This window comes from Streptomyces sp. NPDC001137 (genome assembly GCF_040298885.1).
In the GTDB taxonomy this organism is placed as follows: Bacteria; Actinomycetota; Actinomycetes; order Streptomycetales; family Streptomycetaceae; genus Streptomyces.
This window is the reverse complement of the sequence record NZ_JBEPBA010000004.1, coordinates 555,847-579,880: the sequence shown is the minus strand read 5'-3', so window position 1 is coordinate 579,880 and position 24,034 is coordinate 555,847. Positions and strand designations below refer to the sequence as shown.

15 protein-coding genes are annotated in these 24,034 nt (G+C 71.9%); 6 read left to right on the top strand and 9 right to left on the bottom strand.

Annotated features, from left to right (window positions below):
- The first annotated feature begins 163 nt into the window (after positions 1-163).
- Complete coding sequence (locus ABT254_RS11210; protein ID WP_351466862.1) at positions 164-2,530, top strand: glycoside hydrolase family 31 protein; 2,367 nt, start codon at positions 164-166, stop codon at positions 2,528-2,530.
- A gap of 1 nt (position 2,531) precedes the next feature.
- On the opposite strand, the gene ABT254_RS11205 is transcribed toward ABT254_RS11210, so the two are convergent.
- Positions 2,532-3,068 carry an NUDIX domain-containing protein gene (locus ABT254_RS11205; protein ID WP_344405891.1) on the bottom strand — a complete coding sequence of 179 codons (537 nt, stop codon included), beginning with the start codon at positions 3,066-3,068 and terminating at the stop codon, positions 2,532-2,534.
- A 47-nt stretch (positions 3,069-3,115) separates the two neighbouring features.
- A complete protein-coding gene (locus tag ABT254_RS11200; protein ID WP_351466858.1) occupies positions 3,116-3,925 on the bottom strand; it encodes a M15 family metallopeptidase in 810 nt (269 codons plus the stop codon).
- A 98-nt stretch (positions 3,926-4,023) separates the two neighbouring features.
- Between ABT254_RS11200 and ABT254_RS11195 the strand changes: the two genes are divergently transcribed.
- The 4 genes from ABT254_RS11195 to glpK all read left to right on the top strand — a co-directional run bounded on the left by ABT254_RS11195 (position 4,024) and on the right by glpK (position 9,393).
- Positions 4,024-4,449, top strand: a complete 426-nt coding sequence (locus tag ABT254_RS11195) for a Zn-ribbon domain-containing OB-fold protein (protein ID WP_351466911.1) — start codon at positions 4,024-4,026, stop codon at positions 4,447-4,449.
- Complete coding sequence (locus tag ABT254_RS11190; RefSeq protein WP_351466855.1) at positions 4,446-5,636, top strand: lipid-transfer protein; 1,191 nt, start codon at positions 4,446-4,448, stop codon at positions 5,634-5,636. Before ABT254_RS11195 ends, ABT254_RS11190 begins: the two co-directional genes overlap by 4 nt.
- A gap of 108 nt (positions 5,637-5,744) precedes the next feature.
- A complete protein-coding gene (locus ABT254_RS11185) occupies positions 5,745-7,397 on the top strand; it encodes an EAL domain-containing protein (protein ID WP_351466853.1) in 1,653 nt (550 codons plus the stop codon).
- A 484-nt stretch (positions 7,398-7,881) separates the two neighbouring features.
- Positions 7,882-9,393: a glycerol kinase GlpK gene (gene glpK, locus ABT254_RS11180; RefSeq protein ID WP_351466851.1), complete on the top strand. Its 1,512-nt coding sequence runs from the start codon at positions 7,882-7,884 to the stop codon at positions 9,391-9,393.
- A gap of 76 nt (positions 9,394-9,469) precedes the next feature.
- On the opposite strand, the gene ABT254_RS11175 is transcribed toward glpK, so the two are convergent.
- From ABT254_RS11175 to ABT254_RS11155, 5 genes are read right to left on the bottom strand one after another with little or no spacing between them, the layout of a single operon-like run.
- On the bottom strand, positions 9,470-10,075 hold the full coding sequence (locus ABT254_RS11175) for a GTP-binding protein (RefSeq protein WP_123963798.1): 606 nt from the start codon (positions 10,073-10,075) through the stop codon (positions 9,470-9,472).
- A complete protein-coding gene (locus ABT254_RS11170) occupies positions 10,056-13,673 on the bottom strand; it encodes a hydantoinase B/oxoprolinase family protein (RefSeq protein ID WP_351466849.1) in 3,618 nt (1,205 codons plus the stop codon). Before ABT254_RS11170 ends, ABT254_RS11175 begins: the two co-directional genes overlap by 20 nt.
- Before the next feature lie 24 nt (positions 13,674-13,697).
- Positions 13,698-14,093, bottom strand: a complete 396-nt coding sequence (locus tag ABT254_RS11165) for a DUF742 domain-containing protein (RefSeq protein ID WP_351466847.1) — start codon at positions 14,091-14,093, stop codon at positions 13,698-13,700.
- Between the two features lie 9 nt (positions 14,094-14,102).
- Positions 14,103-14,540: a roadblock/LC7 domain-containing protein gene (locus tag ABT254_RS11160; protein ID WP_099927375.1), complete on the bottom strand. Its 438-nt coding sequence runs from the start codon at positions 14,538-14,540 to the stop codon at positions 14,103-14,105.
- Complete coding sequence (locus ABT254_RS11155) at positions 14,537-17,464, bottom strand: nitrate- and nitrite sensing domain-containing protein (RefSeq protein WP_351466844.1); 2,928 nt, start codon at positions 17,462-17,464, stop codon at positions 14,537-14,539. The genes ABT254_RS11160 and ABT254_RS11155 overlap by 4 nt, the downstream gene beginning before the upstream one ends.
- A gap of 417 nt (positions 17,465-17,881) precedes the next feature.
- Here ABT254_RS11155 and ABT254_RS11150 point away from each other — a divergent pair, with 417 nt between their 5' ends.
- Positions 17,882-18,424: a hypothetical protein gene (locus ABT254_RS11150; RefSeq protein ID WP_351466908.1), complete on the top strand. Its 543-nt coding sequence runs from the start codon at positions 17,882-17,884 to the stop codon at positions 18,422-18,424.
- A gap of 31 nt (positions 18,425-18,455) precedes the next feature.
- Here ABT254_RS11150 and ABT254_RS11145 read toward each other — a convergent pair whose 3' ends face one another.
- Positions 18,456-23,096: a coiled-coil domain-containing protein gene (locus tag ABT254_RS11145; RefSeq protein WP_351466841.1), complete on the bottom strand. Its 4,641-nt coding sequence runs from the start codon at positions 23,094-23,096 to the stop codon at positions 18,456-18,458.
- A gap of 37 nt (positions 23,097-23,133) precedes the next feature.
- Positions 23,134-24,024, bottom strand: coding sequence for a hypothetical protein (locus tag ABT254_RS11140; RefSeq protein ID WP_351466838.1), 891 nt, complete (start codon positions 24,022-24,024; stop codon positions 23,134-23,136).
- Positions 24,025-24,034 lie beyond the last annotated feature (10 nt).

Genomic DNA, 24,034 nt, shown 5'->3' with positions numbered 1-24,034 from the left:
GGGGTGTGCGCGTGACGCGGCTGACACGGACGATGCCATGTGATCGACTTCTACACCAGGGCGCGCCCCACATAGTCCGCGTCGTGAAGATGTGGTCCTGGCACGGGTGAACGGCAGTTGAACGACACGCGCGCGTGGGGCGGTCAATGGCAGGGTGAGCAGCATGGACGGTCGTGACCTGGTGCGTTCGATAAGGGTGGTCGGTTCGGTGAGGTCGGCCCAGGGGTTGCGTACCGTGAGGGCTGCGTGGCGCAGGAGGCGTGCCGATGCCTCCGCGCTGCCGTCGCGGGGTGCCGAGCGTGCCCGGGTGCCCGGGACCGTGCAGGAGGTGGAGCCCGGTCCGGGCGGTGGCATCGTCCGGTTCAGCCGGTCCGAGCTGCGCATCTTCGTCGCGGTGAACGGGGCGGTCTTCTGGGGCTGGGACGGGGCCTCTCCGGAGCCGTCGTACGCGCTCTCGGGCCGCTGTCCGGAGCCGGATCCCCGGGCGGTCCTGGAGCCGGACAAGGACGGCGGCTGGCGGGTCGTGGCCGAGCGGGTGACGGTCGTCGTCTCGCGGCACGGCGCGATCGAGGTGCTCACCCCCGGAGGCGTGCCCCTGCGCCGTGATCTGCCGCCCCGGTGGTGGGAGCCGGTCGGGGGCGGTACCGCGCGCTGGATGCAGCGCTCGGAGACGGCCGCGGACGCGCGGTTCTTCGGGCTCGGCGGGCGGGCATCGGGGCCGCGGCTGCGCGAAGGAACGTACCGCCTGTGGAATACGGACCAGGGGCGCGCGTTCGGTCCCGGAGAGGATCCGCTGTACCTCACGATGCCGGTGCAGCTGGTGGTGGCCGACGCGGCGACGCATCTGGTGTTCCACGACACCTCGTGGGACGGCACGGTGACGCTGCGGGAGGGCGAGGAGGGTGCCGGTTCCGGGCACGACCGGGCGGGGACGTGCGAGCTGCGGATGGACGGCGGCCCGCTGCGCTGCTGGGTGGTCGTGGGCACCCCCGCGCGCGTGCTGCTCACCTGGGCGTCCCTGACGGGTGCGCCCGCGCTTCCGCCCGCGTGGGCGCTGGGCCATCACCACGCGCGCTGGGGCTTCGGCAGTGAGCAGGAGGTGCGGCGGATCGTCTCCGGCTACCAGGAGCGCGGGCTGCCGCTCGACGCCGTCCATCTGGACATCGACCACTACGACGAGCACCAGGTGTTCACGGTCGACCAGGAGCGTTTTCCGAAGCTGCCGGTGCTGGCCGAGGAGCTGCGCCGGGACGGCATCCGGCTGGTGTCGATCGTCGACTGCGCGGTCAAGGCCGCAGAGGACAACGCGGTGTACGCGAGCGGGGCCGCGGTGGACGCGTTCGTGCGTGACGCTTCGGGGCGGCTGGTGCGGGGGGTCGTGTGGCCCGGAGAGGCGGTCTTCCCGGATTTCACGCACGCGCGCGTGCGTGAGTGGTGGGGCGGTCTGTACGAGGAGCGGCTCGCCCAGGGGTTCTCGGGTTTCTGGCACGACATGAACGAGCCCACTTCGTTCGCCGCTTTCGGGGAGTCGACGCTGCCGCGTTCGGCGAGGCACTCGCTGGAAGGACGGGGCGGAGACCACCGGGAGGCGCACAACGTCTACGCGCTGGGCATGGCCAGGGCCGCCTACGAGGGGTTGCGTGAGCTGGCTCCCGAGGAAAGGCCGTTCATCTTCTCGCGTTCCGGTTGGGCCGGCCTGCAGCGCTACGGGGGAACGTGGTCCGGTGACCTGTCGACGGGCTGGCCCGGGCTGCGGGCCTCACTGTCGCTGGTCATGGGGCTGGGGCTGTGCGGTGTGCCGTATTCGGGGCCGGACGTGGGTGGTTTCGACGGGAGCCCGTCGCCCGAGCTGTATCTGCGCTGGCTCCAGCTGGGCGCGTACCTGCCTTTGTTCCGCACGCACGCGAGTCTGCGGGCGGGGCGCCGGGAGCCCTGGGAGTTCGGTGCCGAAGTTCTGGAGCACGCGCGCGTGGCGCTCGTCGAACGCCGTCGGCTGCTGCCGTACTTCATGACGCTCGCGCATCTGGCCCGGCGCACCGGAGCGCCGTATGTACGGCCGCTGTGGTGGGCGGCGCCCGAGGACCGTGCGCTGCGCGACTGCGAGGACGCGTTCCTGCTGGGCGACTGTCTGCTGGTGGCGCCGGTGCTCGACCCGGGCGCGGACCGGCGGGCGGTGCAGCTGCCCCGGGGGCGCTGGTACGACACGGTGACGGAGCAGGTGTACGAGGGGCCGGGGCAGGTGCTCCTCGACGCCCCCTTGTCGCGGATTCCGGTGCTCGCGCGCGCGGGTGCGGTCGTCCCCGTGCGCGGGGACGACGGCGGACTGGAGCTGGAGGTCTGGGCGCCCGCCCGGGGACGGAGCGGGGGCGGGCTGGTGGTGCAGGACGCGGGTGACGGATGGGACGAGCCGGAACTGGAGCGCTACGTCGCCCGTTGGACGAGACGGCGGCTCATCGTCGAGCGCCAGGGCGAGGGCGGCACGAGCGAGCCGCCCTACCCGGTGCGTGTGCGAGGCCTGAAGGAGGGCTGACTCAGACGTACCGGCCCTCGAACCAGGCCCGTACGGCGAGCGTGTGCAGGGGGAAGGCGAGCTCCTCCGGCCTGCGCAGGAGGTGCCAGCCCTCCGTCTCGTCGGTGGCCGTGGACTGCGGGAGGCCTTCGGCCGGCCGCTCCGGAAGGAGTCCGAACAGCAGCAGGTGCCCGTCGGGTGAGCTCATGGCGTCGACGAGCCGCACGTCGCGGCCGGCCGCGTCGATGCCGGTCTCTTCCTTGAGCTCGCGGACGACGGCCTGCCGCCAGTCCTCGCGGTCGTCGATGTAACCACCGGGCAACGCGATGCCTCCGCGCGCGGGGGCGACGGTTCGGGTGATGACGACCAGGGCGGTGCCCTTCGTGTCGTACACGGGCTGGAGCGCGATGGCCACCGGCAGCGGGTTGCGGTAGGCCACCGCGTGGCAGGCCGGGCAGGTGCGGGGCCAGCCGGAGACGCCCTCTCCGTAGGGCGCTCCGCAGCTCGAACAGTGTGAGTCGGGCGCGGAGTTGGGGGTGGAGGCATGAGTTTCGGACACGAAGCGGAATGTATCCGATCAACTGATGGACGTCTCCGGGGGGCGGCTCAGTTGCCGCTGGTGAGCGCCTTCCAGGAGACGGGGAAGTCGAAGTAGGTGTCCGGGTAGGGCTCGGGCTTGTACGTGTAGTGCCACCATTCCTCGGCGAGGTTCACGAATCCGAGCCCTTCAAGGGTGGCCTTGAGGAGCAGCCTGTTGGCGCGCTGTTCGCCCTGGATGCGCGGGTCGAGGGTGTGGGCGAGGGTGTCGAAGCAGTCGAAGCCGGTGCCCATGTCGACGGAGTTGTCGGGGAAGCGCTCGTCCTTGGGGGCGTAGCAGGGCACCAGGGGCTCTCCCGGGTGGTACGGCCGGGTCGGTTTCGCGGGGAGCTTCACGATCGTGAGGTCCATGGTCGAGCCGCGGCTGTGGCCGGATTTCTCCGCGATGTAACCGTCCTCGAACAGACGGGTCTTGTCGACGTTCGGGTAGAACTCGCCCTTCATCGCCTGGTCGTCGAGGTCCTCGGCCCAGCGGACGAAGTGGTTCACGGCGCGCTGCGGCCGGTAGCAGTCGTAGACCTTGAGGGTGTAGCCCTTGCGCAGCAGCCTCAACTGGGCCTTGTGGAGTGCTTCGGCGGCCGGCCGGGTGAGGAGGCAGATCGGCTGCTGGTAGCCGTCGATGCGCTCGCCGACGAAGTTGTGCGGGGTGAAGTAGCGCATCTCCTGGATGATCGTCGGGTCCACGGTTCTCAGGGCCACGAAATCCCTCGGCGCCCTGGGCTCCGTCGTGGCCCGGGTGGGAGCGGAGGCTGCGGTCACGGCCAGCAGGGCGGCGAGTGCGGTGATCAGACCGCGTACTGCACTGGAGAGACGTGTCATGTCTCCTGCCCTGCCCAATTCCGGATGCCCGTGACACACTTCTGACGTCCCGTCAGATCGTATGCCAGGGAGGGGCTTTGTCTCGTACACGCATGCCCGTGGTCGACGGGTGGTTCACCGGCGACGGGGACGGCTTCAGGCTCCTCGGCACCCGCTGCGCATCGTGCGGCTCGGTGTTCTTCCCCCGCGAGGACACCCACTGCCGGAATCCCGGATGCGCCGGCGGAGCTCTTGAGGAGGTGCCGCTGTCCCGGGGCGGGCGCATCTGGTCGTACACCGACAGCCGGTACCGGCCACCGTCACCCTATGTGACCGATCCGGAACTTCCGTGGGAGCCGTACGCGTTGATCGCTGTGGAGCTGGAGTCCGAGCGGATCGTGGTGCTGGGGCAGGCGGCTCCCGGGGTCACCGTCGCCGATCTGACGGTGGGCATGGAGGTGGAGGCCGTCCCGGGCGTGCTCCATGAGGACGGGGAGACGGTCTGGACGACCTGGCACTGGCGGCCGACGGGGGTGAGGGCATGACGGGTGAGGTGGCGGTGCTCGGCGCGGGAATGCACCCGTGGGGCAAGTGGGGGCGCAGCTTCGTCGAGTACGGGGCTGCGGCGGCCCGTGCGGCGCTCGCCGACGCCGGGCTGGAGTGGCGGGACATCGGCTCGGTCGTCGGCGCCGACACCGTGCGGGGCGGCTATCCGGGCTATGTGGCGGGGGCGACCTTCGCGAAGGCTCTGGGCTGGCAGGGGGCAAGGGTGGCCAGTGTGTACGCGGCGTGCGCGTCCGGGGCGCAGGCCGTCAACACCGCGCGGGCGCAGATTCTTTCGGGACTCGCGGACGTGGTCCTCGTGGTCGGCGCCGACGCGGCACCCAAGGGGTTCTTCCGCCCGGCGGGAGGGGACCGGCCCGACGATCCGGACTGGCTGCGCTTCCGGGTGCTGGGGGCGACGAATCCGACGTACTTCGGGCTGTACGCGCGCCGCCGCATGGCCGTGCACGGCGACACGCCGGAGGACTTCGCACAGGTCAAGGTGAAGAACTCGGTCCTGGGGGCGCTCAATCCGAACGCCCGCTACCGCAAGCCGGTCACCGCCGAGGAGGTCGCCGCCTCGGCGGTGGTCGCCGATCCGCTGCGGCTGCTCGACATCTGCGCGACGTCGGACGGAGGCGCGGCTCTGGTGCTGTCGAGCATGGAATTCGCACGTCGGCACGGAGCGAGCCGGCCGGTGCGGATCCGGGCCGTGTCCACGGTGACGCCTCGTTACCCCAACACGGTCCTTGATCTGCCGGACATCGCGACGGACTCCGCGGTGGCGGTGGAGCCCGCCGCCGACACGTTCCGCGCGTCGATCGCGCGGGCGGCCTACGAGGAGGCGGGCCTCGGCCCCGAGGACCTGTCCCTCGCGGAGGTATACGACCTGTCCACCGCCCTGGAGTTGCAGTGGTACGAGGATCTGGGGCTGTGCGGGCAGGGAGAGGGCGCCAAGCTGCTCAGAGAGGGGGCGACGGCCCTGGGCGGGCGAATACCGGTGAACGTGAGTGGCGGGCTGGCCTCCTTCGGAGAGGCGGTTCCCGCTCAGGCGATTGCCCAAGTGTGCGAGCTGACCTGGCAGTTGAGGCAGCAGGCGGGTCAGCGGCAGGTGGCGGCGGCGCGTGTGGGCATCTCGGCGAACCAGGGACTGTTCGGGCACGGGTCGGCGGTCGTCGCGCTGCGGTAGGACGACGTCGCAAGCCCTTTCCCATACGCTGAGTGATCGGCCCGGAATCCTGCGTGAACGTCTCATGAACTGGGCCTGGGCGTGCGCCGGCGGAGCCATCATGCTCCCGTGCACTCCTGGACGGATACTCTCCGCTTCGCCTTTCAGCCGGTGGTCAACCTGACCACCGGAGGGGTCGCAGGGCTGGAGATACTCGCTCGCCCGGAGACCGGCGACATCCTGGCCGAGGCACGTCGAGACCCCGAACTCGACGGCCGGCTGGCGGTGTTGGCCGTCCGTGCGGCCGCTCGCAAGGAGACGCTGCTGCCGCTGCACGTCAACGTGTTCGCGGGCACCCTGGCCGACCTCGGCGGCCTGACCCCGCTGCACACCGCCGTGCGGGAGGCGGGACGGCTGCCGTGGGAGGTGACGATCGACATCGGGCCGCCGTACACGCACGTCCCGCAGCAGGCGTTGCTGGAGGCGGTGAGCGCGCTGCGGGCGCAGGGCTTCCGGATCAGTGCGGACGGCGTCGGGGACGGGGACGTACCCCTGCGGCTGCTCACCGACATGGGGCCCGACCTGGTGAAGCTGGATGCGTCGCTGCTGGCGCGTCCGGCAGCGGTCAGGGCGATGCGGACACTGTGCGAGCACTTGGGAGCGCTCCTGTCCGTGGAGGGGGTCGAGACGGAACTGCAGTGCGCGGCGGCGGTCTCGGCCGGTGCTCAGCTGGCGCAGGGCGAGCTGTTCGCCCCGCCGGCCCGGCTGCCCGCGGCGGACGTATACGTTCCGCCCCGCTCCCCCGGCGCCCTGGCGGTCCCGAGGTCGGGCCCTTCGGTGCTGGAATTCGTACGGCCCGCCGCGCTGCTGCCCGCCACCGCGTCGGCAGGTCAGGTACGGGCACTGCTGACCGGGGCTCCCGAGGTGTCGGGAGTGCTGCTCGTGGACGCGCACGGAAGGCCCGTCCGGTCGGTGCACCGCTCACGCTTCCTGCTGTCGATGTCGGGACGCTACGGACATGCGCTGTACGCCGACCGGCCCGCCGCCAAGCTGGGGGACGCGCCGCGGACGGTGGGCGTCGACGCCACCGCCTGGGAGGTCCTGGACGTGGTGGCCGTCGGTGACCGTGGCCGCACCTCGGACGATGTGGCGGTGGTGGACCGGGCCGGGCGGTGCGTGGGTGTCGTGCGGCTCGCGGACCTCGTGCGGGCACTGGCCGAGAGCCGGGTCGAGGAGGCGGCCGGGCTCAATCCGCTCACCCGTCTGCCCGGCTCGGACGCGATCACCGGCGAGGTGGACCGCCGCATCGCGGACGGCCGGCCCTTCGCGCTGAGCTGGCTGGACGTGGACCACTTCAAGCAGGTCAACGACGGGGCCGGGTTCGCGGCAGGGGACGAGCTGATCCGCTCGGTGGGGCGGGCACTGCAACATGCGGCGTCCGGGAACACTCGCGTCGGCCACATCGGCGGGGACGACTTCCTGGTGCTCGCAGAACCGGAGTGGCTGGATCCGCTGGCCGGTGCGGTGCTGGACATGCCCTGGTCGGCGGGTGGGCGTCCCGTCACGTTGTCCCTGGCCACAGTCGTGTGCCCGCCGGGCAGTGTGACGGACCACCGGCAGGCCGCCGCGTGTCTCGCGCCGCTGAAGAAGGCCGCGAAATCGCTGCACGGGCCGAGCTGGGTGCTGGGCCGGGCGGGTCTGCCGGGCCACGAGATCCGGCGCGGCTCGGGGACGGCTCCCGCCCAGGCCGGGTGCGCGGTGGCGGAACCCGGCCTAGGCTGATCGTCGTAACCGACCGACCGCAATTCCCTTCGCTCGGACACAACGGCGGCTGTCACCGTTGGTGTCGGCGACCTTGACGCTCTGTGGGCGCCGGTGAACACTTCCGGTGTCAGTCGACATCGCCGTACATACACGGTGTATCCAGGCACGCGCCGCGCGGGCCCCGCCTGAAGACAGGTCCGTTCCCCCACGGGCGATTCGGCTGCGACGGCACGCTCGTCACGGACGCCGGGCGGGGCGCGGGAGCTTCCCCGCCTTCGGCTGAAGTCGCCACGGGAAACGCACCCTGCACCGAGAACCGGGGTCGATCACCCCGGGACAGGGCCTAGGAGCCGCCATGAGCAACGCAGACACCCACGGCGAAGGCCGCGGCATGTGGAACCCGGTGGTCGGACCGCTGATCGGCGGGGTGCTTTCCGGGCTCGTCCTCCCAGCAGCCCTCTGATCCAAAGCAGCCTTCTGAAGGAACGACGAAGGGGACGTCATGACGGACAAGTTCGTCGCCGCTATCGACCAGGGCACCACGTCCAGCCGCTGCATCGTGTTCAACCAGGACGGCGCGATCGTCGCTGTCGACCAGCGCGAACACCGCCAGATCTTCCCGAAGCCCGGCTGGGTGGAGCACGACGCCACGGAGATCTGGTCCAAGGTGCAGGCGGTGGTCGCCGGCGCGATCGCCAAAGCCGGGCTGCGCACCGACCAGCTCAGCGCACTCGGCATCACCAACCAGCGCGAAACCACGGTCCTGTGGGACCGCGCGACGGGCAAACCCGTGCACAACGCCATCGTGTGGCAGGACACCCGCACCGCGGCGCTGACCAACCAGCTCGGCGGCTCGGACGGGCAGGACCGTTTCCGCGAGCAGACCGGACTGCCGCTGGCCACCTACTTCTCGGGGCCGAAGGCCGCCTGGCTGCTGGACAACGTGCCCGGGCTCAGGGCCCGGGCCGAGAACGGCGAGATCGCCTTCGGCACCATCGACTCCTGGCTCATCTGGAACCTGACGGGCGGCACCGACGGCGGACAGCACGTCACGGACGTCACCAACGCCGGGCGCACCATGCTGATGAACCTGGAGACCCTCCAGTGGGACCCGTCCATCCTCTCCGCGATGAACATCCCCGAAGCCGTCCTCCCCGAGATCAAGTCGTCGGCCGAGGTGTACGGCACCGCCGTGGGTCAGCTGGCCGGGGTGCCGGTCGCGTCGGCCCTCGGCGACCAGCAGGCGGCCGTGTTCGGGCAGGCCTGCTATGACGTGGGCACGGCCAAGAACACCTACGGCACGGGCAGCTTCCTGCTGCTGAACACCGGCAACCGTCCAGTGGCGTCGAAGAGCGGGCTGCTGACGACCATGGGCTACAAGATCGGCAGTGAGGCGCCTGTCTACTGTCTGGAAGGGTCCATAGCCATCACCGGTGCCCTCGTGCAATGGTTCCGCGACCAGCTGGGCATCATCCGTACCGCCGACGAGATCGAGCCCCTGGCGGCGAGTGTCGAGGACAACGGCGGAGCGTACATCGTGCCCGCCTTCTCCGGCCTGTTCGCGCCGTACTGGCGCTCCGACGCGCGCGGGGTCATCACCGGCCTGACCCGCTACGTCACCAAGGCACACCTGGCCCGGGCCGTGCTCGAAGCGACGAGCTGGCAGACGCGCGAGGTCGTGGACGCCATGTACCAGGACTCCGGGGTGCACATCACCACCCTGAAGGTGGACGGCGGCATGACCAAGAACAACCTGCTCATGCAGCACCAGGCGGACGTGCTCGATGTTCCGGTGGTCCGCCCGAAGGTCTCCGAGACGACCTGTCTCGGCGCCGCGTACGCTGCCGGGCTCGCCACCGGCGTGTGGAACGACCTCGACGAGCTGAAGTCCCACTGGCAGAAGGACGTCGAGTGGACGCCCGCCATGGAGGCATCCGTACGGGACCGCCAGTACCACAACTGGCGCAAGGCCGTGGAGAAGAGCTTCGCCTGGGAGGAGGACGGCGAGAACTAGGCCCACGCGCGCGTGCGTGAGCCCTTCGGCTGCGGCCCGTACCCCGGTCGGCGGGGGTACGGGCCGCGCACATGGTTCAGGTGGTGACGGTCTGGCGGCGGTCGGCCGCGTATGCCATGGCGTGCTGGACCACGCCGATGAGGACCTCCTTGACGGACTCGCGGTCGCGGGCGTCGCACAGCACGAGTGGTACGTCCTCGTCCAGGTCGAGGGCCTGGCGGACGTCGTCGGCCGGGTATCGGGCCGAGCCCTCGAAGCAGTTGACGCCGACGAGGAAGGGTATGGAGCGCCGCTCGAAGTAGTCGACCGCGGCGAAGCAGTCCTCCAGGCGGCGCGTGTCGGCGAGCACGACGGCTCCGAGGGCGCCCTCGGAGAGCTCGTCCCACATGAACCAGAACCGTTCCTGGCCGGGCGTGCCGAACAGGTACAGCACCAGGTCCTCACGGAGGGTGATGCGGCCGAAGTCCATGGCCACGGTGGTGGTGTGCTTGCCCTCCACGCCGCTCGTGTCGTCGACGGGCCGTCCGGCCTCGGTGAGCAGCTCCTCGGTGCGCAACGGCCTGATCTCGCTGACCGCGCCGACGAGGGTGGTCTTGCCCACGCCGAAACCGCCGGCCACCAGGATCTTGAGCGTGACGGGCTCTACCGGAGGCTTCCCGCGCTCAGAACGCCCGAAGATCATCGATCTCTTCTCCTGCTTGCTGGGGGTGGGACGACGGCGGTCCATAGCCTCCGCCGCCGGGGGTTTCGATGACGAGCACGTCGCCGGGGCCGACGTCCGCGGAGTCGCTTCCGGCGAGCGGGGTGACCGTGCCGTCCGCGTGCTCCACCCGGTTCGCGCCCAGCGCACCGGGCCTGCCGCCCGCCATGCCGTAGGGCGGAACCCTGCGGTGCTGGGAGAGGGTGGAGACCGTCATGGGCTCGTGGAAGCGGATGCGGCGCACCGCGCCGTCCCCGCCCCGCCACCGGCCGGAGCCGCCGCTGCCGTGCCGGACGGCGAACTCGTCGAGCTGCACGGGCAGCCGCCACTCCAGGACCTCGGGGTCGGTGAGCCGCGAGTTGGTCATGTGGGTCTGCACGACGGGCGCACCCGGGAAGCCCTCGCCCGCGCCGGAGCCGGAGGCCACGGTCTCGTAGTACTGGTGCCGCTCGTTCCCGAAGGTGACGTTGTTCATGGTCCCGGAGCCTTCGGCCTGGACGCCGAGGGCCGCGTAGAGGGCGCCGGTGATGGCCTGGGAGGTCTCGACGTTGCCCGCGACCACTGCGGCCGGCGGCTCGGGCGCGAGCATGGAGCCGGGCGGGACGACGATGTCGAGAGGGCGCAGACAGCCGTCGTTGAGCGGGATGTCGTCGGCGACGAGGGTGCGGAACACATACAGGACGGCCGCGTTGACCACGGCGAAGGGGGCGTTGAAGTTGCTCGCCAGCTGGGGGGAGGTTCCGGTGAAGTCGATGGTCGCGCGGCGGTTTTCGCGGTCCACGCGCACGCGTACGCGGATGACGGCACCCGAGTCGGTCTCGTAGGCGTACTCGCCGTCGTCCAGGGCGTCGACGACCCGTCTCACGGCCTCCTCGGCGTTGTCCTGGACGTGCCTCATGTAGGCCTGCACCACGTCGAGGCCGAAGTTCTCGATCATACGGGCGACTTCGTCGACGCCCTTCTGGTTGGCGGCGATCTGGGCGCGCAGGTCGGCGAGGTTGGTCCTGGGGTTGCGGGAGGGGTAGGGCGCCCCGGTGAGCAGGCCGAGGGTCTCCGTCTCGCGGAAGCGGCCGTCCTCGGCGAGCAGCCAGTTGTCGAAGAGGATGCCTTCCTCGTCGATCGTGCGGCTGCCCGCCGGCATGGAGCCCGGGGCGATGCCGCCGATCTCGGCGTGGTGGCCGCGCGAGGCGACGTAGAAGAGGATTCGGTCACCCTGCGTGCTGAACACGGGGGTGATCACCGTGACGTCCGGCAGGTGGGTGCCGCCGTGGTACGGGTCGTTGACGGCGTAGGTGTCGCCGGGCCGCATCGACGTGCCCCGGCGCCGGATGACCTCCTTGACGCTGGTGCCCATGGAACCCAGGTGGACGGGGATGTGCGGCGCGTTGGCCACCAGGTTTCCATCCGGGTCGAAGAGGGCGCAGGAGAAGTCGAGCCGCTCCTTGATGTTGACGGACTGGGCGGTGGACTCCAGCCGGGCGCCCATCTGTTCGGCGATCGACATGAAGAGGTTGTTGAAGACCTCAAGGAGAACCGGATCGGCTTCTGTGCCGAGGTCGGAACTCTCCGTAATCACCGCACGTTCCATGACCAGATGCCCGTCGTCTCGTGCCACGGCCTGCCAGTCGTCGTCGACGACGGTCGTCGCACTGGCCTCGGTGATGATCGCGGGGCCGGTGACGGTTTCGCCGGGAGGGAGGTCCTCGCGGCGGTGGAGGGGGACGTCGCGCCAGGCGCCGCCGGTGTGCAGGCGCACGGCGTCCGGGGCGGCGGTGCGGCCTTCGTACGGGGCGAGGGCGGAGAGATCGGGGGGTTCTGTGATGCCGGTGGCTTCGACGGAGAGGGCTTCGACGACGATCGGGCGGTCGAGCGTGAAGGAGTACGTGGCACGATGACGTTCTTCGAAGGTGTGACGCATCGTGTCGGGGTCGGTCAGCTCGACGGTGAGGGTGGTGTCCGTGCCGTCGTAGCGCAGCTGCGCGCGGCGGGTTACCTGGATGCGGTCCTCGGGGACGTCCTCGGCGAGGAGTTCCGCGCGGGCCGCTCCCTCCAGGTCGTCGGCCGTCTTGAGGACGGCGGGCATGGAGGCCGGCTCCAGCGGCGCCTCGACGGACTGTTCACGCATGGCGGTGGTGTCCGCGAGGCCGATGCCGAGCGCGGACAGAACACCCGCCATGGGTGGTACGAGGACGGTGCGGATGCCGAGCGAGTCGGCGACCTTGCACGCGTGCTGGCCGCCCGCGCCGCCGAAGGTGGTGAGGGCGTAGCGGGTGACGTCGTGGCCCTTCTGGACGGAGATGCGCTTGACGGCGTTGGCGATGTTGGCGACGGCGATCTGCAGGTATCCCTCGGCGACCTGCTCGGGGGTGCGGTCGTCCCCGGTCCTGGTGCGGATCTCGCGGGCGAGGGCGGTGAAGCGGTCGCGGACGAGCGCCGCGTCGAGGGGCTGGTCGCCGTCCGGCCCGAACACCTTGGGAAAGTGGGCGGGCTGGATCCGCCCGAGCATGACGTTGGCGTCGGTGACGGTGAGCGGACCGCCGCCGCGGTAGCAGGCGGGTCCCGGGTCCGCGCCCGCCGAGTCCGGCCCTACGCGGTAGCGGGAGCCGTCGAAGTGGAGGATCGAGCCGCCACCGGCTGCGACGGTGTGAATGTCCAGCATGGGGGCGCGCAGCCGGACGCCGGCGATCTGTGTGGTGAAGACGCGCTCGTATTCGCCCGCGTAGTGCGAGACATCGGTGGAGGTGCCGCCCATGTCGAAGCCGATGACGCGGTCGAAGCCGGCCAGCTGCGACATCCGGGCCATGCCGACGATGCCTCCGGCCGGCCCGGAGAGGATGGCGTCCTTGCCGCGGAACTGCCCGGCTTCGGCGAGCCCGCCGTTGGACTGCATGAACATCAGCCGTACGCCGTGGAGTTCGTCGGCGACGTGCTGGACGTAGCGGCGCAGTACGGGCGACAGATAGGCGTCGACGACCGCGGTGTCCCCGCGCGGCACGAGTTTCATCAGCGGGCTGACCTCGCTGGACAGCGAGATCTGCGGAAAACCGACGCGTGCGGCCAGCTCCCCCACGGCCTGCTCGTGGGCGGGGTGCAGATGGCTGTGCATGCAGACGACGGCCACGGCGCGGATGCCGTCCTCGTACGCCTCCCGGAGGGGCACGAGCAGGGCGTCCAGATCGGGGGCGCGCAGGACGGTCCCGTCCGCGGCGATGCGCTCGTCGACCTCCACGACGCGCTCGTGGAGCAGTTCGGGCAGTTCGATGCGGCGGGCGAAGATGTGCGGCCGGTTCTGGTAGGCGATGCGCAGCGCGTCACGGAAGCCCCGGGTGACGACGAGCAGTGTGCGTTCGCCCTTGCGTTCCAGAAGGGCGTTGGTGGCGACCGTCGTCCCCATCCGGACGGCCTCAATGGGGTCCTGGGAGCCGTCCAGCAGTTGGCGCACGCCCGCGACCGCCGCGTCGGAGTAGCGCGCCGGGTTCTCCGACAGCAGCTTGTGCGTCAGCAGGTGGCCGTCCGGGCGCCGCGCGACGATGTCGGTGAACGTGCCGCCGCGGTCGACCCAGAACTGCCAGCCTGTCACGTCAGTACCCCGCTTCCGCACCTCTCACAGTGCCCGGAGGCCGTTGATCACGTCGCGCAGAATACTCTCGTCCGGCAGTTCGGCAGGGGGCACCGGCCGCGTCACATGGACGAATTCCCCTGCGACGAGATCACCGACGAGGACCCGCACCACTCCGATCGGCAGATCGAGTCCGGCGGCGAGCTCGGCGACCGACTGGGGGGCGTCACGGCACATATCGACGATGTCCACGTGTTCCGGGGACAGTGTCGCGTCGGCATCCGGATCGTCCGCATGAGGCTCCGTGACGACCACCGCGATCAGGTCGAGGCGGTGCTGGCCCGCACTGGTGGTGCGGCCGCGCGTCATCGCGTACGGACGGACGACCGGACCGGCTTCGTCGTCGAACCAGTGGCTTCTTCCCTGACCGTCAGTGCTCATGACATCCCACTACCCGCCTGCGGGCAGATCGGTGCGCGGAGCGGCCCCCAGATGCACACCGACCCGCTTGACGAGGAGTGTCATCTCATAGGCGACCTGGCCGACGTCCGAGTCGGCGTCCGAGAGGACGGCCAGGCAACTGCCGTCGCCGGCGGCCGTCACGAAGAGAAAGGCGTCGTCCAGTTCCACGACGGTCTGCCGGACGTTTCCGGCCTCGAAGTGCCGGCCCACCCCCTTGGCCAGGCTGTGGAATCCGGAGGCGACGGCGGCGAGGTGCTCGCTGTCCTCCCGGGTCAGGTCCTTGGACACGCCCGTCGGCAGGCCGTCGCCGGAGAGCACGAGGGCTTTGCGGATGCTCGCCACGCGGTCCACCAGGTCGTCCAGGAGCCAGTTGAGCTCCCCGGACTTGCCGGTGTCGGTGTGGCCGCTCGCCTTCGGTGCGGTCATCGACCGTCCCCCTTTGTCGTTCGTTGTGGTGCTGTGCCGCTGTGGGCGTCGTCGCCCGCGGCGTTCTCGTCACGGCCGCGCTGCCAGCCGCGCTGGAGCGAGGCCATACGGCTGCGTACCTCGTCGGCGTCCCGCTCCACGAGCTCCGGGCCGTCCTCCGTACGCCGCTGGACGCTCTGCTTGAGCTGCGGTGCCAGGTTGGCCTGCCGTACGCGCCGGGGCAGGGGACCCGCGCCGGGGCCTGTCTCCTGCGGTGCGGCGCCGGATGGCGGGCCGGCGGTGTCCTGGCCGCTCGATGCGATCGCGGTGGGGCGGCTGCGCATGGGCAGGGCGGGGGGCTGCGGGCGCCCGCCGCGGCCCCCTGGCTCGGGTGCCGCGGATGGGGCGCGCTCGGCAGACCGGTCGTTCCCGCCGGTGCCCGGGCGCAGCGGTGAGGCGCCGCGCCGCCGGGTCGGCAGCGGGGGTGCGGATTCCTGCTCGGACCGGGCCGGGCCCCGCCCGGTCGGAGGCTCCTCGGCCCGGCGCCGGGACGGCAAGGGGGCGGCGGCTTCCGGCTCGGGGCGTCCCGGACCCGGCGGCGGCTCCTCGGCGGGATCCGCGCGCCACGAGCGCTGCTCGGTGACCGGGCGTCCGTGCGAGCTGACCAGCTTGGGCGTACGGCGGCGGGGCAGCGGGACGGGCGCGTCCATGTCGTCGTCGGCGTCGCCGCGGACCGGTTCGCGGCGGTCGGGCTCGCCATGGAGCGAGGCACCGCTGCCGGTGGTCTCGTCCTGCGCGAGCGCGATGGAGCGACGGGGGCGGAAGAGCCCGCCGCGTTCGCTGTCCTCGTCGTCGAGCGCACCGGGGAAGTCCTCGATGGCGTCGAGGTCGACCGGTGCCTCCAGTTCGACCGGGCCGTCCAGGATCCCGCCGGGCAGACCGGGAAGCTGCGCCGGCGTCCGGGAGAGCGCGTTGCCCGCCCGCTCCTCCAGCTCGGCCTCCTTCGCATGGTGGGGCCGGTCGAGACGGAAGCCGATGCCGTTGGTGTCCGGGACATCGTCCGTCAGCAGCGCGTCGGGGACGAACAGCACCGCGGTGGTGCCGCCGTACGGGGACGGCTGCAGGGAGACTCGGACGTTCTGCCGCTGGGCGAGCCGGCTGACCACGAACAGTCCGAGCCGGTCGGTGTCGGACAGCTCGAACTCCGGTGTCTCGGCGAGCCGGAGGTTGGCGTCCAGAAGGGCGTCCGCCGCCATGCCGAGGCCGCGGTCGTGGATCTCCAGTGTGAAGCCGTTGGCGACCCGCTCGCCCAGGACCTGGACGGCCGTGTGCGGCGGAGAGAACACCGTGGCGTTCTCCAGGAGTTCCGCCACGAGATGGGTCAGGTCGGCGACGGCCGGGCCGGTGACCGCGATCCGCGGCAGCCGGCGCACCTCGATGCGTTCGTAGTCCTCGACCTCGGCGACCGCGGCCCGGACGACGTCCATGAGCTGGACGGGCCTGCGCCACTGCCGGGAAGGGGCGGCGCCGGAGAGGATCACCAGACCCTCGGCGTGCCGCCGCATACGGGTCGTCAGATGGTCGAGGCGGAACAGATCGGCGAGTTCGTCGGTGTCCTCGGTCCGGCGTTCCATGGTGTCCAGCAGGGTGAGCTGCTTGTGCAGCAGGACCTGGCTGCGGCGGGCGAGGTTGACGAACACCTCGGAGACCCCGGCACGCAGTTCGGCCTGCTTGACGGCGGCCTCGACGGCGGCCCTCTGCAGGGTGTTGAGGGCCTGGCCGACCTCGCCGATCTCGTTCTTGTCGTACTCCAGGCGGGGGACCTCGGTCTCCACGTCGACCTGTTCACCGGCGGACAGGCGGCGCATGACGCTCGGCAGCCGCACACCGGACGCCTCGTGGGCCTCCAGGCGCAGTTGACGCAGGTCGCGGATGAGAGTGCGGCCGATGCGCGCCGAGACCACGAGCGAGAGCACCACGGCGACCAGACCCAGGACGCCGGCGACGGCCGCCTTGACGATGACGTTCATCGCGACGGGTTGCACCCGGTCCTGCAGGCGGTCGCCGGCCTGGTCGTCGAGGGTGGCGAGTGCGGTGAGGACGCTGTCCGCATCGGCGTCCCAGCTCTTGGCGCTGACCGAACGGGGCGTACCGGCGCCGGAGTCGATGACGGACTTCTCGGCCGAGCGCAGCGGGGCGGTGGCGGCGTTCTTCCAGAACCGGTCGTAGCGTTCACTTTCGGCCGACGGAAGCACCGGCAGGCTGATGTCGTACAACTGGGTGCGCTGCGCGACCAGGTCGGAGACCTCGCGGACCTCCTGGCGGGTGAGTGTGCCGACCAACAGGGAGGAGCCCAGCAGGGCGTCCTCCCGGGAGAGGAGTTCGCGGGCGCGGGAGATGTTGACCAGCGCGCGGGCCTGCCGGTCCATCTCCACGTTGTCGACCGCGTCGAGGGCGGCCAGGAAGGCGTAGCAGGGGTCCACGAGGCGGTTGTAGAGGTGGAGGGCATCGGCGCGGGTCACCGTGCCCTGCTCGGCGCTGCTGCGCAGGGAGTCCAGGCCGTTGAAGGCGTCCAGGACGGCGGTGAGGCGTTCGTCGTCGCCAGCGCTCAGTCCGTCGCGGACATCGGGGTCCTTGGCGTTCCTGCGGACCTTGGCGATGGCCTCGTCGGAGGCGCGGCGGGTGCTGCGCAGCGCGGCGAGCGCGTCCGATGCCCGCGGGTCGGCGAGGTAGACGAGGGTCTGTCGGCGCTCCTGCTGGAGGACGCGGACGGTGTCCTCGAGGGGGTAGCCCATGTCCTTGACGGCCGTGGACACCTCGAACAGCTGAGTGACCGCCCGTCCCGTGAGTACCGTGGCGAATCCCCAGATCGCGGTGAGGGACACCAGCGGCACGAGAAGCAGCGCCACGATCTTCCGGCGGATCGACTTCCCGCGAAAGCGCATGGCCTCCCCCAGCTCGTCCCCCTCCGGCCGGGGGTACACATGTGCGTCAACAAACGGCGCGAGCCTACTACCGACGCACAGTTAACTCGAAGACCCGTCCGACGGCTGAACTTCCGCACTGGCTCGGTGAGATGGGGAGTTGTCCGGGCATTGCGGGAGATTGCCGCCCGCGTCAGCGCGGTGACCGCCGGTGCGGATCCGGTCGGCAGGGGCGGTCAGTTGGCCAGAATTTTTCGTTTCCCGGGAATCTTCGAAGCGCGTCGTTCGTCCTTCTCTTCGGGAAATGGGGGCGGAATCGGCCACACGAGCCGCATCCCGCAACCGGGTGGCGTAAAGCAGCGCAAGCCGGGCAGCCACTGGGGAGCTGTGTGTTCGAACACGGACGGGGGTCTGCTGGCGGTGGGGAGTGACACGTTGATGGGCACGGCGGAGCGGTACGAGACGCCCACGGCGGGTGATGCGGAGCACCTGACGGTGCGGCAGAGCCCCGAGGCACTGGATCACGACATTCCGGCGCGCAGGGGCGGGCCCAGCCCCGGTGGACGCGCCACGGCTGAAGAGCAGCCGCACTACCGGCCCTTGTGGATCGAGGAGCCCGCTCGGCGGCGCCGTATGCCCGATCCGGTGCGTACGGCCGCGGTGCGGGCGGTGCTGATCATCGCTGTGACGCTGATCCAGGCGATGGTGGCCTTCCTGTGCACTCTGGCCGGATCATGGCTGGCCTTCCCCATGGTCCTCAGCAGCGTGGCGAGCACCGTGGCGGCGACGTGGGCCGCGCTCGACGTCTGGGTGACCCGCCAGGTGTGGAACCAGCGCAACGGCGTGGTGTCGGTCCCGAGCAGCACCGCCCGCGCCCTGCGGCGCGAGCGGCGAAAGGCACGGCGGCAGGCGCGGGCCGCCGAGCGCGCCCAGCAGCGGATACAGCGGCGGGGCGGAGCAGGGCAGTTGTCGCACCCCTGACGAAGGTGAGGGGTGCCCCGGTCGCTCGCCTCTAGGGGTTTGCAGGTGCGGGGCGTTTGAACATCCGTGTCGCGGTGATCTCGCTGTGCACCGCCTCCTCCTCCCCTTGGGGCTGCTGCGGCAGCCCAGGGCGGAGGTGTTCCTCCACGCTGATGTACTTCAGGCCGGCGCGCAGGTCGGCATCGTTTCGCAGCCGGATCACCAGCGGGAACTCCGCGAGCGCCGTCGTGTCGAACAGGCCGGTGGTGTAGAGGAGTTGGACACCCAGAGCGTCCGACACGGCTCGCTGCAGCTCCAGCAGATAGGTCGCGTTGGCACGGCCGATGGGGTTGTCCAGGAACAGCGTGCCCGCGTGGCGGTGCTTGTCGCGGCCCCGGTCGTTCGAGCGCAGCGCGGCCATCGTGCAGTACAGGGCGATGGCCGCGGTGAGCAGCTGACCGCCGGAGAAGACGTCGCCCATCTGTCCGACGGGCACCCGCTCGGCGCGCAGCACGGCGTCCGGCTTGAGGATCTCGACGGCGACCCCCTTGGGCTGGAGTGCCGCGCCCACGCCCCGCAGCAGCAGGGACATGCCGTCGCGTCGCAGGTCGGAGTTCTTCTTCACGGCCGCCCGGGTGGCCTCGTCGATGACCTCGCCGAGCCGCTCGGTGAGCGTGGCCTGGTCGGGCTCCTCGAAGCGGATGCGCAGGAACTCCTGCCCGGACCACTCGCCCAGGCCCTCGGGCAGCCGGGACAGCCGCTGAGCGGACCGCAGTGTCGCCAGCGCCGACTCCACGAGCCCGCGCAGCCTGTCCACGATCGAGTCCCGGTTCCGCTCCAGCTGCGCCAACTCGTCGGTGAGGACGCGCAGTCGGGGCGCGAACGCGTCCGCCCACTTCTGGGCGTGCTCGGGCAGCGCCGAGGCGGGCAGCTCGCGGATCTGCTGCCGCGCCGGGGTGCGGACCTGCTCGTAGCGGGTGGAGTTGGCATGCCGCACGAGCACATCGCTCGCCTCCCGTACGGCGGCCTCGGCGGCCGACAGGTCGGCGGCGCAGCCGCGCAGGGAGCGGCGGGCCTCCGCGGCGGACTGCCGGGCCTCCTCCAGGCTGCCGGGGTACGGCTCCGGCTCCTCCTGCTCCTCGTCCAGGACATGCTCGCGCAGCAGGTCGCGGAGCATCGCGGCGATCTCGTCGAAGCCGCCGGCCGCGTCCTCGGCGGCGCGGTGGGCGTCGAGGAGCTCGGCGTGTGCCTCGCGGGCCTGGCTCAACGCCTCGGTGCGGGAGGCGAGTTCGGCGGTCGCGGTGCGCAGGAGCGCCTGTGCGTGCTCGGCGTCGCGCGGCTCGAGTTCCTCGGGCAGTTCGGTGTGCGCCTCACCGTCCTCGGGCGCGTGCCGCTCGGCCTCGCCGCGCAGCCGTCCGAGCTGCTCGCTCGCGGTGGACATCCGGGTCTCCAGGAGCTGCACCAGTTCCTCGGCCCGGGCTGCGGCCGCCTGCCGGGACGGCCCGTCGGAGCCGTCCGGCGACTGCAGCAGCTGCTCGGCGCGGGTGCGGACCTTGTTGCTGAGGCGGTCGAGCTCGGCGCGGGCCGCGCTCTCGTCGCTCTCCGCGCGGGCCTGTTCGGCGCGCAGGTCGGCGCCGACGCCGACCTTCTCGTAGACCTGGGAGGCGGCGCGGTAGGCCTCGCGGAGTGCGGGCAGCGAGGACTTCGGGGCCGCTTCCTCGTCCTCGGGCACGTCGTCCGGGGCGCCCGCGATCTCCGCGCGCTCGGCGCGCAGTGCCCGTGCGGTGCGGCGGGCGTCGTCGGCGGCGCGCTGGGCGCCGCGGCGGTCCTCGTCGGCAGCGCGGGCCCGCTCCAGACAGGCCTGGGCGCGGGCCTCCGACTCGACGCCGTCGTCGGCCAGTTCGCGCAGTTTGACCTGCCAGCCGGCCCGCTCGCGCAGCCGGAAGGCGAGCCCGGCGAGGGCGTCGGCCGCGCGCCGGGCCTTCTGCGCCGCCTCCTGCCGCTCGTCCCGCAGCCGCGCGGCCTCGGCGGCGACCTCGTCGGCCTCGGCCCGCACCGCACGCGCCTCGGTCAGCTCGGCCTCTGCCTCCTCGGCGAACACCCGCGCGTCGTGCGCGGCCCGGGCCAGCTCGACGAGCCGGCCCGCCGGGCAGCCGGTACGCCAGGAGGCGAGCCGCGCCGCCAGCTCGCGGTCCTTGCCGAGGCGTGCGGCGAGCGTCCTGATCTCCTCGTCCCGTTCCGTCGCCCGGGCGCGCAGCGCCTGCCGCTCCTCGTCCGCGGCGTGCTCGTCGTGCATGGCGGGGTTCGGCGGCACGAGGAAGACGTTGCTTTCGCCCGCGTCGGTGGCCGGAGTGGGGGCGAGCAGGGCGGCGGCCGTACCGACGGCCACGGCGGACCGCGGCAGCAGCGCCGCCTCGCTGAGGGCCTCGCGGGCGCGGGCGTGGGTGTCGGGATCAGTGATGATCACGCCGTCGACCAGCTCCGGCCGGGCGGCCAGCACGCGCGCGTGGTCGGCGGGGTCCACGGCCTGGGCGAGATAGCGCCAGCCGGGCAGGGCCGGGATGCCGTGCTCGCCCAGGAACTCCACGGTGGCCAGCACGTCCGGCCCGGGCGGCAGCAGCCCGCCGTCACCGAGTGCGCCGAGGATCCGCGCATCGTCGGCCGCGGCGGTACGCAACTCGAAGAGCTGCCGCTCGGCGGAGGACACCGAGTCGTCGAGCAGCTCGCGCAGTTCGTCGGCGAAGCGGTCGAGCTCCTCGGGGGTGAGGGCGGCCTCGTCGCTGTCCGTTTCGTGGCGGGGGTGCGGGACCGACGGCCGGCCGTCCGGTACCGATGGCCGGGTGTCCTTGCCGGACAGGTTCAGCAGCTCCGCGAGTCGCTCCTCGGCCGCCAGCGCCTGTGCGATGCGGCGTTCGGCCTCGTAGGAGCGCTGCGTCGCCGTCGCCGCGTCCGCCGCGCGGGCGGCCGTCAGCTCGGCCCGGGACTCGGCGGAGGCCGCCTCGCGCGCGTGCTCCGTGGCCTTGTGCGAGGCCTCACGTGCGGTGTCCCAGGCGGCGACCGCCGTTTTCTCGGCGTCGCTGGCCGCGAGGGCGGCGCGGGCCGGGTCGGCGTCGGGCGCGCTGTCGTCGAGCCATCCCGCGCGGACCGCCTCGGCGGTCTCCTGCTCGACCTCGGTGAGACGCTGGCGCAGATGCCCGATCTCGCTGCGGGCCCGCTGTGCCTCGGTGGCGGCGGCGGTCGAGTCCCGGTAGGCGGCCTCGCTGACCTCCTGCAGCGCGGCGGACCGCTCCTCCTCCTCGTTGGCGAGGTTCTCGGCGCTCTCCGCGGCCGCGTGCAGGGCCCGTACGAGATCCACGGCGGCCTTGGCCCGGGCGGCGAGCGCGGGCGCCGCGTCCCGTTCGGCCTCCTGGATGGCGGCGGCCACGCGCGCGACGCGGTCGGCGGCGGCGCGGTGGCGCAGCACCGCCTCGGCGGCCTGCCAGGCGGAGTGCAGGGTGCGGGCGTCGGCCAGTTCGCGCTTCTGCCCCGCGGCGGACTTCTCGGCGGCGGCAAGCGCCAAGGAGGCGTTCCGGTAGGCGAGTTCGGCGGCGATGAGTGCGCTGCGCTCACGGGCCGCCTCGGAGTGCGTGACGGCGTACGCGGCGGCGGTGACACGCTGGGCGAGGTCGGCGGCCCGGACCCGCTCCTGCGCGCCCCGCGCCGACAGCCGACGGGCCAGCGTGCGGGTGCGGCGCTCGGCGCCGGTGTGGATGTCACGCGCGCGCGCCCGGGCCTCGGCGGCCTCGACGATCCGGCCGAGCAGATCCACCGACCCGGCGGTGAAGTCCCGTTCGGCGATCAGCTCGGCCCGGCGGCCCAGCTTGTTGCCGAAGCCGCTGACCAGGTCGGCGAGCCCGTCGGTGTCCCGGGTGTCCGTCACGGCGCGCAGCAGCAGGTCGGTGAAGTCGGAGTCCTTCTTGACCGCGAAGAGGCCGGCCGCCTCGCCCTCGTCGGCGTTCATCTCCCGCTGGTAGCGGAAGAGTTCGGGGTCGAGGCCGAGATCGCCGAGGTGTTCGATCCACCGGTCGTGGATCTCCTCCCAGTGCACCTCCAGATGCGGATACGCCTTGCCCGCCTCGGTGAGGGCGTCCCGGAAGCCCTTCATGGTGCGCCGGCGGCCCTGCGCGCCCGACTGGCCCTCGACGGCCGGCCGTACCGAAGTCGCCTCGGCGACGGGCAGGTTGTCCAGGGACAGCCCGGGTCCGGGCCGGAAGGAGTACCAGGCCTCGGCGAACTTCCGCGGGTCGTTGGACACTTGCCGTCCGCGCCACTCGCTGACCTTGCCGACGACGACGCACTCGCCGGTCAGCGTGTGCTGCCACTCCAGGGCGACATGCCCGCAGTCGTCGGCGAGCAGGAACTTGCGCAGCACGCCCGAGCTGGCGCCGCCGAGGGTGTTGCGGTGACCCGGCAGCATCACCGAGAAGATCAGCTTCAGCAGGACCGACTTGCCGCCGCCGTTCTCCAGGAAGAGCACACCGGCGGGCGCGGGGCGGCGCGGCGGGCCGACGGGCTCCTCCTCGAAGAACTCCGCCTGGGTGGGCGCGGGGTCGGGCACGGGCTCGCCCACGCCCCGCAGGTCGAGCACGGTGTCGGCGTAGCGCGCACCGGCTGGACCGATGGAGTAGAGGCGGACCCGGGACAGCTCGTACATGGCGGACTCTCGTAAGTCTTCGGCAGGTCGGGGAAGTTCAGGAGTGCGACGGCGCGTGGAACGGCAGTCCGGCGTCGGCCGCCAGTTCCAGGTCGTCGGTGTCTTCGGGCGGCAGCAGTGTCGGGGTGCCGTCGGTCACCGGGACGACGCCCAGCTCCAGCAGCTCGGCCATCGCGGCGCTGCCCGCCATGTCGCGCACCTGGAGCTGGTAGCGGGAGGTCGTCCGGTACGTGCCGCCGTTGTCGTCGCCGGTGCGCTGCAGGAATCCGGAGTCGGTGAGGAACGCGGCGGCCTTGCCGACGATGCCGGTGGTCGAACCGGCGAGCCTGCGCGCGTCCTTGGTGGCGCCGGCCGCGCTGCGTCTCGCCCAGACCCGCCATGCGGCCTCCAGGCCGGGTGCGTCGGTGGCCGGGTCGGTGTTGTCGCCGTGTTCCTCGGCACGCTCCTCCAGACGGCGGCAGGCCTGCCGCACGAACGCGTCGACACCGTTGACCGTCACGCGTCCGATGTATCCGTCGTCGGCGAGGTCCTCGGGGCGCGGGAACGCCATGGCGGCGATGGCGAGATGGGCCAGGCCGTGCAGGAAGCGGTCGCCGCCGTCGGCGGACGTACGACGCGCGTAGTCGCCCATGCGGACGGCGAACACCGAGTCCTCGGCGGCCGTCACGGCCATCCCCGCGCGCGGGGACACCTCCAGCACCACCAGTCCGAGCCCGGCGGCCACGGCATCCGCGAGCCGTGCGAAGGGCGGGTCCTCGCGGTAGCGGCGCAACAGCTCGGTGTACTCCTGGTCCCGGGCGGGCTGCAGCTTGGGCTGCAGCCCGAAAGCGACGAGCCGCGCCGCGTCGGCGGCGTCGGCGGGGGTGACGGCGGCGGTCGCCGACGGGGCCGGGGCCTCCGTTTCACTCCACTCGACGTGCTCACTCACTGCTCGGGCT

Excerpts from the sequence above, each read along its gene's own strand:
- ABT254_RS11210 (WP_351466862.1), top strand. The coding sequence starts at position 164 with ATGGACGGTCGTGACCTGGTGCGTTCGATAAGGGTGGTCGGTTCGGTG.
- ABT254_RS11200 (WP_351466858.1), bottom strand. The coding sequence starts at position 3,925 with ATGACACGTCTCTCCAGTGCAGTACGCGGTCTGATCACCGCACTCGCC.
- ABT254_RS11190 (WP_351466855.1), top strand. The coding sequence starts at position 4,446 with ATGACGGGTGAGGTGGCGGTGCTCGGCGCGGGAATGCACCCGTGGGGC.
- glpK (WP_351466851.1), top strand. The coding sequence starts at position 7,882 with ATGACGGACAAGTTCGTCGCCGCTATCGACCAGGGCACCACGTCCAGC.
- ABT254_RS11175 (WP_123963798.1), bottom strand. The coding sequence starts at position 10,075 with ATGATCTTCGGGCGTTCTGAGCGCGGGAAGCCTCCGGTAGAGCCCGTC.
- ABT254_RS11165 (WP_351466847.1), bottom strand. The coding sequence starts at position 14,093 with ATGAGCACTGACGGTCAGGGAAGAAGCCACTGGTTCGACGACGAAGCC.
- ABT254_RS11160 (WP_099927375.1), bottom strand. The coding sequence starts at position 14,540 with ATGACCGCACCGAAGGCGAGCGGCCACACCGACACCGGCAAGTCCGGG.
- ABT254_RS11155 (WP_351466844.1), bottom strand. The coding sequence starts at position 17,464 with ATGCGCTTTCGCGGGAAGTCGATCCGCCGGAAGATCGTGGCGCTGCTT.
- ABT254_RS11150 (WP_351466908.1), top strand. The coding sequence starts at position 17,882 with ATGGGCACGGCGGAGCGGTACGAGACGCCCACGGCGGGTGATGCGGAG.
- ABT254_RS11145 (WP_351466841.1), bottom strand. The coding sequence starts at position 23,096 with ATGTACGAGCTGTCCCGGGTCCGCCTCTACTCCATCGGTCCAGCCGGT.